The 11,916-nt window shown below is 43.9% G+C and carries 9 protein-coding genes; 8 read left to right on the forward strand and 1 reads right to left on the reverse strand.

Annotated elements, in window-relative coordinates; genetic code table 11:
- Positions 1–102 precede the first annotated feature (102 nt).
- Both V4U84_RS20330 and V4U84_RS20335 read left to right on the forward strand, forming a co-directional pair.
- Positions 103–1,359 carry a S1C family serine protease gene (locus tag V4U84_RS20330; protein WP_334072662.1) on the forward strand — a complete coding sequence of 419 codons (1,257 nt, stop codon included), beginning with the start codon at positions 103–105 and terminating at the stop codon, positions 1,357–1,359.
- Positions 1,360–1,452: 93 nt separating this feature from the next.
- Positions 1,453–1,689, forward strand: coding sequence for a hypothetical protein (locus tag V4U84_RS20335; protein WP_334077849.1), 237 nt, complete (start codon positions 1,453–1,455; stop codon positions 1,687–1,689).
- Between the two features lie 172 nt (positions 1,690–1,861).
- On the opposite strand, the gene V4U84_RS20340 is transcribed toward V4U84_RS20335, so the two are convergent.
- Complete coding sequence (locus V4U84_RS20340) at positions 1,862–2,761, reverse strand: AraC family transcriptional regulator (protein WP_334077850.1); 900 nt, start codon at positions 2,759–2,761, stop codon at positions 1,862–1,864.
- Positions 2,762–2,882: 121 nt separating this feature from the next.
- Here V4U84_RS20340 and V4U84_RS20345 point away from each other — a divergent pair, with 121 nt between their 5' ends.
- The 6 genes from V4U84_RS20345 to V4U84_RS20370 all read left to right on the forward strand — a co-directional run bounded on the left by V4U84_RS20345 (position 2,883) and on the right by V4U84_RS20370 (position 11,584).
- Positions 2,883–3,791 carry an EamA family transporter gene (locus tag V4U84_RS20345; protein WP_334072659.1) on the forward strand — a complete coding sequence of 303 codons (909 nt, stop codon included), beginning with the start codon at positions 2,883–2,885 and terminating at the stop codon, positions 3,789–3,791.
- 135 nt (positions 3,792–3,926) lie between these two features.
- Complete coding sequence (locus tag V4U84_RS20350; protein ID WP_334072658.1) at positions 3,927–5,372, forward strand: CAP domain-containing protein; 1,446 nt, start codon at positions 3,927–3,929, stop codon at positions 5,370–5,372.
- 147 nt (positions 5,373–5,519) lie between these two features.
- The gene (locus V4U84_RS20355) at positions 5,520–5,687 is read left to right on the forward strand and encodes a CxxH/CxxC protein (protein WP_148454035.1); all 168 of its coding nucleotides are present in this window, start codon (positions 5,520–5,522) and stop codon (positions 5,685–5,687) included.
- Positions 5,688–6,301: 614 nt separating this feature from the next.
- Complete coding sequence (rlmH, locus tag V4U84_RS20360; RefSeq protein WP_334072657.1) at positions 6,302–6,781, forward strand: 23S rRNA (pseudouridine(1915)-N(3))-methyltransferase RlmH; 480 nt, start codon at positions 6,302–6,304, stop codon at positions 6,779–6,781.
- A 183-nt stretch (positions 6,782–6,964) separates the two neighbouring features.
- Positions 6,965–8,677 carry a hypothetical protein gene (locus V4U84_RS20365; protein ID WP_334072656.1) on the forward strand — a complete coding sequence of 571 codons (1,713 nt, stop codon included), beginning with the start codon at positions 6,965–6,967 and terminating at the stop codon, positions 8,675–8,677.
- 258 nt (positions 8,678–8,935) lie between these two features.
- The gene (locus V4U84_RS20370) at positions 8,936–11,584 is read left to right on the forward strand and encodes a diadenylate cyclase (protein ID WP_334072655.1); all 2,649 of its coding nucleotides are present in this window, start codon (positions 8,936–8,938) and stop codon (positions 11,582–11,584) included.
- Positions 11,585–11,916: the final 332 nt, after the last annotated feature.

The following is an 11,916-nucleotide window of genomic DNA, read 5'->3' on the forward strand; positions in this document are numbered from 1 at the left end:
CGTTATCGCATAGAGTGAAGTGAGCAGCGACAGTTGGGTAATAAAGAAACAAAGATAGATGGGCGGGAGCCCGGGTAGTGCCATGGAGGGAGAGATTACGGGATGGGATTGTTCGATGATGACTTTTATTCCACAAAGGTGTCCAGACGCCAGCTTCGCAGAAGTTCGGACAAAAATCCGCAATGGCAGGGAAGCCGGCGGAGGACCGGAGGGACTACGCTCCAGGTCACGCTGGTTTCATCCATCCTGAGCGCGGTGCTGGCCGTGCTGCTGTACAGCTTGATCACCGGGCTCCCCTCGGCTTCCCGGCAAGCCGGTGCGAACGGCAATATCGCGTTTGCCGGAGGTGATCCGTTCGACCGGATCAGTTCGGCGGCGGCCAAGGTGGCTCCGGCCGTGGTGAGCATTCTTAACCACAGCGAGCTTGACGGGAAGGAAGACCCGGAGCGGGCGGCGCTCGGGTCGGGCGTGATTTTTAAGAAGGATAAGGGGAAAGCCTACATTATCACCAACACGCACGTCATTTCAGGCGCTGATAATCTGGAGGTCGTGACGAGTAACGGAGGCTCCCGGAAAGCCGCTATCATCGGGCAAGACTCCATCAACGACATCGCCGTGCTGGAAGTGGATGACAAAGGCATCAGCGCCGTGATCGACATCGGGGATTCCAAGAAGCTCCGCCCCGGCGAGACGGTGATCGCGGTCGGCAATCCCCTGGGATTGGGCGGCACGCTCACTTCGGGCATCGTCAGCTATACGAGCCGGATGATTCCGATCTCCCTGAGTCAGGACGGCATTTATGACTGGGAGCAGGAGGTCATTCAGACCGACGCGGCCATTAACGAAGGCAACAGCGGCGGGGCGCTCGTCGATTTGAACGGCCGGCTGATCGGCATCAACACGATGAAGATTTCGGATACCGGCGTGGAGGGGCTCGGCTTTGCCATCCCGATCAACGAGGTGATGAAGACGGTCGACGATCTGATGCTGTACGGCAAGGTCGTCCGCCCATACCTCGGCGTGTACACGCTGGACTTGAACAATCCTTACGCCGAGATCACCGAGGAGCAGCAGCAGGATCTGAAGCTGCCGAGCCATGTGACCGAGGGCGTGATCGTGCTCGAAGCGCACGGACCGGCCAAGGAAGCCGGCTTGAAGCTGAACGACGTCATCACGCAGTTCGACAAACAGCCGATCACCTCGACGCTGGAGCTGCGCAGATACCTTTACGAGAACAAGAAAATCGGCGAAGACCTTGAAGTCACCTACTACCGGGACGGCGAGCCGCATACGGCGACCGTGAAGCTCACCGACAAGCCGTCCGAGACGGAACTGGAGGCCGAGGAAGCCGAAAAATAATACTGCGGAAGATCCCCCTGCATACGCAGCAGCCGAATGGCGCTGCGGTGTGGGCGGGGTCTTTTTTGTGCGGGCGGGTCGGCGGCGGTAGCTGTGGGTCGGCAAGGCTTCGCTCCGGCCGGCGTGCTCACCGGCGGGGAGGCTTGCCGGTGCGGAGCCCTCAACGGCGCAGAGTCCTCGCCGGTGACGGTGACGGTGCCACCGCTGGCGTCAACGCCTCGGCTCCTGCGCTATTCCCCCCACCGGCGGATTAACGGGAAAACCACGGGCTTGGCCCGCGTTTGGCCGTGTTTGGCCCCGCGGAGAATTAACGGGAAAACCTCCCGTTAATTCGGCGCAGACCGGGCGCGGGCGAGGATTACCTGGAAAAAGTGGCGCTAATTTGCCGTGATTGGGCCGGAGCGGCCGGATTCGGGGGAATTAGCGGGAGAAATTCCAGGTAAATGGGCCGGACAGCGCCGAGTGAGCGTAATTAACGGGAGGAAATCCCGTTAATGTGTACTCACGTTGCATCCAACCTGACAGGGTGCTGCTTTTTGTAGGCTAACGGGGTCATATTCATAGATTTTCTGAATTGATGGATGAAGTAGCTTGTACTATTAAATCCTACTTGATAAGCCGCGTCGGTGACATTGTACTCGGGTTGTTGCAGTAATGTCAGGCTTTTTTGAATGCGGTATTCCATCACATAATTCAAAGGGGTTTTCTTTAGAAACCGTTTGAAATAGCGGCAACATTCGGACCTGCTCAATTGCCCTTCCCTTGCGATATCCTCTAAAACGATCCTCTCGGCAAAATGGAGATGGATCCAATTCAGCATTTTCTTCATTCTATGGTTCTTTAACATCTCAGCTTCTTTGTACTCTAATTGAAAACCACTAGCGACCAAATTTCTCCAAATATGAGCTAACTGTATCGTAATATCTATTTCATAAAAAGCTGAACTCTGCCGGATCAAACGGTCAATCTCCAGCATGGCATCGACGATGTTTTTTGCCCAGTCCTTCTTGGTAGTCAGGCGAATGTAAGGTAAGTTCGTCGCTCCTATATAAGGATACACATAAGCTCTAAAAAGTTCTTGCGAGAGAATAAAACTCGGAGAAACATTTAAACAAATATAAACGCATCCCGAATGGTTATCGTCTTTGGCCAGGTGGAGGCAACCACTATTGATAAATAGTCCGTCCCCTTCGTCCAGCGTCACTTTTTCCTCTTGGATTTGGAAGACAGCTTGTCCCTTCATGATGAGAACAAATTGAAACTCTTCATGCCAATGCAAAGGGATATAGCCATTTATATTGTGACTAATCGTTGTGTGATAACATGCGATGGGCAACACGGTGGTACGATGTTCCGTCAGCTCTTTAAAATTTGGATCAACGGCGAAATCTTTGATTTGCATTGACAGGCCCCAATCTCAATATATTTATATTTTATTATTTGATTTTAGTATATATTTAGACATTTTCTCTTTATTATAGTCAAAATAAAACACAATTTTAATACTTTAGCGGGGGTTGACTATGGGTAGAGGGAGAGGTATTTTCTTCATCATAACTGGCGCTATATTTTGGGGGATTGGCGGTACAGTTGCAAAAAAGCTATTCCAACAATACGGCATCGATATGGGGTGGCTCGTTACGATTCGGTTACTCATTGGCGGATTGTTACTCCTGGGGGTGCAATCTTTTAGAAAAGGCCGTACAAGCATTCTTGAGATCTGGAAAAATAAAAAGTTTTCCTTTCAACTCCTTATATTTGGATTAGTGGGTATGCTCGGGGTTCAATACACCTATATGGCTTCTATAGAAAGGGGAAACGCTGCTGTAGCAACGTTATTGCAATATCTGGCACCTGTAATCATTATTATATACTTATTTGTCAGTAAACAATCCGCTCCAAAAAAGAAAGATATGTATACGGTATCGCTTGCTTTAACGGGTTGTTTTTTCCTACTGACCGACGGTTCATTGTCTCAATTATCCGTACCGTCAGATGCAGTTATTTGGGGATTATTATCCGGGTTTGCCCTTGCCTTTTATACCTTGTATGCGGTCCGATTCCTCGAGAAATACGATTCGCTGGTTATTGTTGGCTGGGCTATGATCATCGGGGGGGTGGCCTTGAGTTTTATCCACCCGCCTTGGCATATGAAATTTACGAACCTACCCTTAGAAGCCTATTTATATTTGATTTTTGTGATTATTTTTGGCACGATGCTGGCTTTTTGGTTTTCTATCGAAAGTTTAAAAAGTTTATCTCCAAAAGAGTCAAGTCTTTTGGGAAGCATAGAGCCATTAGCGGCTGTATTGACAACCGTTTTTTGGTTAAAGGATTCCTTCGGTTTGTTTCAATGGATAGGGACATCTTGCATCATGGCAATGATTCTTTTCTTGGCTTTTAACAAAGACGCTTCATCAAGCGATAGGTGAGAACGATCGATTCTACATCATTTGGAGGCCAGGGAACCGGGGAAGAAAACTGTTAAATATTAAAGGAATTCATCGTTTTTTGTCGAACTAACGGGAAAAGAATTTTTCAGCTTAGTGCAGAGAGGACAAAGAACGATGAAGAGAATGCTGAAGCGGGGAATGAGTAGTCTCACCATCTTTGGGATGGCCGGAGCAGCCTTAATGGGTGCGGCGGGACCGGCAGGTGTCGCCAAGGCGGCCGGGTTTTCGGATGTACCGGGGTCGCATTGGGCCTACGACATGGTGATGTGGTCGCAGGAGAACGGGGTGACGAGCGGATATCCGGACGGGACCTTCCGGCCTACGCAGGCCGTTACGGAATCGGAGTTTCTGGTTATGCTGGTTCGCGCCTATCCGGAGAAAACCGTCGGGGAGAACAAGACGGGGGGGCCATGGTACACCCCTTATTACAAAGTGGCTTCGGATGCGGGCTGGCCCGTGGCGAATCAGCCGGAACAGAAGATTACCCGCGGCCAGGTGGCGCGTTTGATGGCGGCCGTCATGGGTCAGCAGTTAGCGGAAACGGAAGCGGTTCAACTGGTGCTGGACAAAGGTCTGGGGCAGGGGAAGGCCGGTTCTTCCGGCGTGGCGGGCTTTGCTCCGAACGATGCGCTGTCCCGTGCGGAGGCGCAGACTTTTTTGTATAGATTGAAGCAGCAGACATCCTCTTCGGGCGATGTACCAGCGGCGGCGGACAAGCCGGCGAAGGCGGAAGCGGGAATCTCACTGCAAGGCGTGGCGATCGGCGATGTCGAGTCGAAGGTCGTGGAACTGCTGGGCCAACCGGCCCGTAAGGATGTGACCGGCCACAAAATGGCCTGGTACATCTACAACAGCGACTACAAGCGCTTTGCGCAGATCGGGATTGCGGAAGGACGGGTAGTCGCTCTATATTCCAATGCCGAGGGTTGGCAGTTTGAAGCCGGGGACACCCAGGGGCTAAAGGGAGTCAAATCCCGGGCGGAACAGCTTTGGGGCAAAGCCGAGGAGACGAAAGGCCGCACGTTGAACTACCGGACCGAAGGAAGCTATCTGCATTTATTCCTGGATTCCCATGAGGGCGGAAGCGTCGATGGCGTGCTGGTACAGGAGAAGGTTTATTTTGACGGCGTGAAATCAGGTAATCCGACAGAGGCGGTTCTGGGTGCGACGGAGCGGGAAGTTTTTGACTTGACCAATGCGTTCCGGGTGAAAAAAGGTCTTCAGCCGCTGGCCTGGAACGACAAGGCCGCCGTCGCGGCCCGGCTGCACAGCCAGGATATGGCCAAGCGGAATTACTTCGAGCACGATAGCCCGGACGGACTGTCGGCCGGGGACCGGATGGCGGCACAGGGCCTGAAGGAATACCGCACGTGGGGCGAAAATATCGCGGCCGGTTATGACGATGCGATTGAAGCCTACAACGGCTGGATAAACTCCGCGGGCCACCGGGCCAATATTCTGAAAAGCGGATTCACGACGCTGGGCGTTGGCATGGCGTTGGGTTCGGACAAGAGTGAATACCATACGTACTTCACGCAAAATTTCTATACGCCGCGTTGAGGAAATGCGGAGCATTTGGCAGGAGCCGTCCGGTCCGGTGTGATTTGGACGGTTCCTTTTTTGGGCCGAGTATGGTAGAACAAATAAAGGACAACCTGTAAATACGGAGCCCGCCGCGATGGCGGCAAGAAAGGATGCTTTGAGCGAATGTACGTAGTATGCAAAGATCATGTGGAGCTGGCGATCGACATGTTTGTCGACGAGTTTGAGGACGCGCCGGATGTGGTAGACCTGGAGCACACAAAATTTATCGATTGGGATCCGCCGGTAAAATGCCAGGAATGCGAGCATGAGGCGAGGTTTTTGATCGTATAGGAATGGACTATAATATGGATGGGGCGGTCATCTCCACTTGCGGGAGGAAACCGCCTTTTTTGCGTGGAAAAGGAGAGTGAACTTCGGACAGTCCGTTCATTGTCAAGGCGATGAGGTGTTTAGCGGGATTTTCTCCAGCTAATGCGGCAGATTCTAACTTCCGGGATTCAATTACCTGGAAAAGCTCCAGCTAATTTAGCGGAACATGGCCCAAAACCGCCTTGCCGGGGGAGGATTAACGGGAGAAATTCCAGGTAATTTCGAGTTTCGTGGGATTCGGACCGAATTAGCGGGAGGTTTTCCCGTTAATGTGTTGCGACGGGGCCTCCGGTCTCGCAGAAAAAGGAGGACCCGTCTTAAAGGCTGCCCTCTTTCCGTATGTGTTTTATTCCGCCATTTCCAGGTCATAATGTCCTCGATATCCTGACGGCGAGGGATCAGCAGCGCGACAATGCGGTAGACATGGCAAGAGTGAGAAAGGATTCCCGGGGTGGTTAAAGTGGATTGGTGAGAACAGCCATGGGGAGAACATTTCACACCTGGGTGTCGTTTTGTTGCGGCGGGAGACTAAAGTATAATCATAATATATTTTGAGGCAGATGCGGGAGGTAGCCATGCTTATTCAACTGATCGGAGTCGGCAAACTGAAGGAAAAATACCTGGTCCAGGGGATAGCGGAATACGCCAAACGGCTGGGGCCGTATGTAAAATTCCAGATGACGGAGGTGGTCGACGAAAAAGCGCCGGAGACGATGAGCGAGGCGGAGGTGCTTGGCGTGAAGGCTCGAGAGGGCGAGCGCATCTTGGCGCACGTGAAGAGCGATGCCCATGTCATCGCTCTGGCGATCGGCGGCGAGCTGTGGAGCTCGGAGGAGCTCGCCGCGCAGTTGGACCGGCTCGGTACGTACGGGACGAGCCATGTGGTGTTCGTCATCGGCGGGAGCCACGGGCTCTCCGATGACGTGCTGCGCCGCGCCCAGCAGAAGCTCAGCTTCGGGCGCATGACGCTGCCGCACCAGCTCATGCGGCTGGTGCTGGTGGAGCAGATTTATCGCGCGGTGAAGATTAATCGGGGGGAACCGTATCATAAATGACGTAAAATCTTAACGAGAGGTGGTAGTTGTAAAATAGTTCAGTAATAGAGAAGAGAAATGATTGCAAAAAATGCCCCTAAAATATTACAAAAAATGATAATATAAAGAAGGACTACACGATAAGCATAGGACAATTAATTTTGATGGTATAGAGTCAGGGACATTATTTGGGGGTAGGTTGTATTGAGTCTGGGGATTAATTCTGAAAAACTAAATAAACTATTACCGCAGATTGAGGAAATTAGGAGAAGGAAAATAGTAAATGCTGAAACTGATGATACAGTCAATTATATTGATTCTTCAGAAAATTTAGCGAGGCTTAGTGTACATAATAATCATATTCTTTACGGGCGAAGGGGCAGTGGAAAAACCACTCTTATGTCGGCTGCAATAAAGAATTCAAGCTCCGATTTTCCAATAGTTTATGATTTACAACCCATTCGCAATATGGATGCGGATACTATAATTATAAAACTTGTTTTGAAAATGCTAACCAAAATTCAAGGCTTGATAAGAGATGATTATCTAGTACCAGCTGAAATGATATATAAGTCTCAGTATAAAGGTATAAAGGGTATTTATGCGAAGATAACAAGAAAACGTGATGTTGCTGTGTTAGATAAATATCAGAGATTGGAGCTTTTCTATAGCGCTGTAGGTGATTTTATTGGTATCCTCAATAAAATCGAAAGTACACCTTCTGAAGTAACTTATAAAATAGGGACTAAGATGGCAACTACAAGTTCAATGAAACAAAAGAATGAAAAAGTTGTTAAGTTCCAGAGTGAGACAAAACTTAAAGGGGAAGTAAAGGCGAGCTACGAATTACTGTCAACAACAATTAATAATTTAACAAGTATGGCATATAACTCTACAAATACGGTTGAGCAGGAGAAAAACGATACACTTCAGGTTACTGTAGAGGTAGAAGACAGTAAAACTGTAACAAAAACAGCCTTAATTGATAATGTAAAGGAGGCGCTGGTAACAATTACTAATGAGTTTTTTGATTTAACACAAAAACACATAGTTCTTTACTTAGACGATTTTTATCAAATTTCACTTATTAAACAACCAAGAATATTACAATACCTTCACGATATATATAAAAACTCCAAGAATAACAGCTTTTGTTTTAAGGTATCAACACTACCTCATCGACTAAGAATGAACAATGAGGGGGAATCCAATTTTTCCCACAAAGATGATTATTCTCCTATTAATTTAGACAATGATCTCTCTGAAATTGATCGACAAAAGAAACATTTATTAAGAATTGTATGTTCGATCGATCCATCACTCGAGTTATCACTAAGGGATATAGAATCCTTATTCAGTAGTGAAGATGCGCTTAATTATTCACTTGTTGCAACAGGAGGTATTCCAAGGGATTTCCTTATTATGTTTGGTCAGTTAGTAAAGGCTACAAGAGAAGATCAGCGAGATAGTATTGGCAAGGAGCATATTTACTCGGTTGTACGTGAATTAAGAGCTGATAAAGATAATAATAATGAGACAGATTCTGACTTGACTGATGAAGAATTAAGGGCAGCATTAAACAAGATTGAAAAAGAAATAATAGGGCAATTAAATACAAATGTTATTCTATATCCAACTGTACTAGCAAAGCAAGATGAGCGTTTACTAAATAATTTGGTTAACTTGAGATATCTACACGTTATTAAAGAGTCAACTTCCTCAGAAAAAAGAAAAAAAGAGGAGTTCGTTGCATACTTGGTAGATATGAGTTTTTATGTAACCCAAAAGCAAATGAAGCGGGGATTTGTTTTCAGACAATTCTGGGCAAAAGATAGCGGCCATCGTAGAAAACAGTTAGATTCAGCTCCAATATGGAGTTTTTCTGGTGAGCATGAAAAACTAATGCAAAAAGTATAAATAGTTCAGAAGGAGACTTAAACCTCAATTAAAGCCTTATACCGGGTTGTTCCCCAGCATAAGGCTATTTTAATTTTCTCACAATCCTTCGGGGTATACTTCAAAGCTATCCAAGGAGTTTCGCTGATAGCCCCGTTAGGCTGAACCGCATCATAAATAAAAAGGAATAAATTCTTTTATTAACACTGGAAAAGGAAAGATCATCTATGTATAGAATAAATCATATTAAATATTTTAATCATAGAAGGGATATATATCATGGCGTCTATGACTGATGATTTACTCAATTTAAATAAGATAGTTTACATAAATCTTGATAATATTTTAAAAAAACTAAATAAAAGACTCAATATTAAATGTTATAGTATTTTATTGGGCAGTGATGGCGAAATACAAAGAATTATTAGAATTAAGAATCTTATTTCTAAAAACAACAGAGAAATAAACCAGGAAGAAATAAATAATATTTACACTGTTTTCTCAGAACTAGATGTCGAAAATAACATTCCTAACCTTGAGGAAGATTTTGTTGCCAATTTGCAAGAGTACTTCAATGAAAGAAAATATGATATTGGAACGAATAGATCAGAAATAGCTGCAATAGAATCTATTAGCTCATATGACTCTATTGAAATACCGAAAATTGGAGATATAGATGAGAGAATATTCTATGTAAATACATTAAGTTTGTTAGCAAGGAAAAGTACTCAAAAAGTTATTTACATTATAGAAATTAGTAATATTACACCAGAACAATCTGAGTTGTTTTATAAAACCCCGCAGCTATCTTTTGTCAGAATGAATCTTGATTTTTATTTTCTGGATTACTTTTCCTTACATAATAGTAAAGGCATTTTAATTGATAAAAATGGGGAAATAGGAAGAAAGTACAATGAAGATAGTATTCAGTTTACTCGTAGAATGACACGTTTGTTTTTTGGGAAGTCTCAAAATTTATTTTACAATAATCAACAAGTCACTTCTTCACTGAAAGTTTTTAATGATCAACCTAATAATCAGTATTACATTAATAATTTGCTTGAAAAAATAGATGATATTTCGACAAGAACTTATGAGAACAGTAGTCCTTTCGGATGTATTTTGTTTTTAAATAAAGGGCATCTACAAGAAAAAAGCAAATTGATACATTTCACAATAAAATTTCAAAGTCAAGATTGTATTGAGCTAGAAGACTCAAAACTAATTAGAAAATTACTAGAACTTACAGACTCAGAAAAAGATTTATATTTGATTTCTGACGGTACACATATTTATGGTCTGGGTGAAATTAAGTGGAGTGAATTAGAAGATCAACTGTTATTGAAAGTAGAGTTTAAAGGAATCTCCAAGTATTCGCTTTCTTGGATAACCATTAGGGATGATCATCAGAGTAACGGAAAATTAGTCACGCATAACGAACAAAAGGTATATCGGTTTGAAAGAAATTTGAAGATTCTTTCAAAAGAATTGATTAACGTGGTCTTTAAAAGCCCAAAACTAGGGGAGGAAGGTTATTCGCCAGAAAAGTTTAAAGCGATAATGAGGTCTCAGTTTCTAAACGAAGCTGCTGATTATAAATTTGATGAATCGATTAAATACCTGGAAAGAATCGTCAGAAAATCTAAGGAGCAGAAACATGGTACCATGGTCGTAATCACTGATTATGATACTGCAGTTTCAGAATTAGTAACATTAAAAAAACAGTCAACACTGATTGAACCGACTAAAATAGACCCCGAATATATTAAATTTATAACGTCCATCGATGGAGCTATTTACTTTGATATTCATGGGAAATGCCACGCGATAGGAGTAATCTTAGATGGAATTGCCCGTGAGAATTTAGGTGATTCAAGCCGAGGCGCAAGATTTAATTCAGCATATCGTTACTTTGAGAAAATAACTGATCTTAAGAAAAAGTGTCTGATAGTAGTAATATCTGAAGATGGGATAGTGGATCTAATTCCAGAACTAGATAATGAAGAAAAGTTGTATATGCTCTTTCAAGAGTTCATCGACTTAATTAATCAGGAAGCTCCTAAAAAAGAGGAGTTAATTGTTGAAATAGAAAGAAACATTACTGGATATAAATATATTGATTATCATTTGTTCTTTAAGGTAGCAGAGGCATTTTACAACAAAAAGAACTATGAAAAAGCAGCAGAATATTTTCAAATGGGGATTGAAGGATCTGGAAAAAACTATGTAGCACCTCGGTTTTTTATTTTAAAAGGACATGCACATGGAACGTTTAAATCGGTGGAACAATATAATGCCGCTATTTTATGTTATCGTGAAGCACTGACGCAAGCGAATACCAATACAGATACAGCGTCTATTCATAAGTATATAGCTAATTCCTATTTCTATTTAGCACGAATGTATCCTTCAGATAGTAAGGAATACAAGGATAATTATCTGCTGGCAATAAAAGAGTACGACGAATTTTTTACGCTAGCTAAAGAGAGTAAGATTGATCATCATTTCTATAATAATAGGGCTATTTCGTTAGAGTGTATTGGTGACTTAGAGAAGAACAAAATTGAGAAAAAGAATCTATATTTAAAAGCAAAGGAAAGCTATACAAATTCGATAAATCTAAAAAAGAGTAACGTTCTTTACTCTAATAGATCAGGACTAAACAAAAAACTTGGTTTAATAAAAGAGTGTTTAGAAGATCTTATCTTTGCTGAATTAATTGCATCAAATTCAAATTATATAAAAAAAATTAAAGAAATAATAAAAGATAGCGATTTATTCAGAGAAGCGCTTATTATATATAGTGAAAATAGAACAAATAGTCAAGCTAGTAATGATCTTGAGAAATTTTTTGAAGAATTCCACAGTACATTAAAAGTAACTAATCCAGAAGTTGCTGTAACCCTTGAGGAGTACATGAAAAATTGATTATTATATCCTTCAAGTCAATTTTTTGCTGCTTGGTAGGAATAATTAAAAAAAGCACAATTCGAAAGCTCTCTTTTTTGCTCAATAGTTGTTACGGTTAACCCTATCATAATTAACGGCGGAATCTTGAGCTATCAATCCCCTACGGGCTTGGGATTCGCGCCGGCCAATCTTGGCCGCGTTCCCAGCTTGGTTAGAAGCTCTACTCCAAATAAGCGTCGTTCAGCCCCGTTACACCCAAGACGGGGTTATTCGGTGTTCCTTCAATGTTCCTGTTTTTTGATAATACGTTTGTAAGGGGCAACTAACTACTAACCTTTATTTATCTTGAA

It is taken from the genome of Paenibacillus sanfengchensis (genome assembly GCF_036864765.1).
In the GTDB taxonomy this organism is placed as follows: Bacteria; Bacillota; Bacilli; order Paenibacillales; family Paenibacillaceae; genus Fontibacillus; species Fontibacillus sanfengchensis.

Coding starts and splice junctions, on each gene's coding strand:
- rlmH (WP_334072657.1), top strand. CDS start 6,302: ATGCTTATTCAACTGATCGGAGTCGGCAAACTGAAGGAAAAATACCTG.
- V4U84_RS20350 (WP_334072658.1), top strand. CDS start 3,927: ATGAAGAGAATGCTGAAGCGGGGAATGAGTAGTCTCACCATCTTTGGG.
- V4U84_RS20340 (WP_334077850.1), bottom strand. CDS start 2,761: ATGCAAATCAAAGATTTCGCCGTTGATCCAAATTTTAAAGAGCTGACG.
- V4U84_RS20370 (WP_334072655.1), top strand. CDS start 8,936: ATGGCGTCTATGACTGATGATTTACTCAATTTAAATAAGATAGTTTAC.
- V4U84_RS20355 (WP_148454035.1), top strand. CDS start 5,520: ATGTACGTAGTATGCAAAGATCATGTGGAGCTGGCGATCGACATGTTT.
- V4U84_RS20345 (WP_334072659.1), top strand. CDS start 2,883: ATGGGTAGAGGGAGAGGTATTTTCTTCATCATAACTGGCGCTATATTT.
- V4U84_RS20330 (WP_334072662.1), top strand. CDS start 103: ATGGGATTGTTCGATGATGACTTTTATTCCACAAAGGTGTCCAGACGC.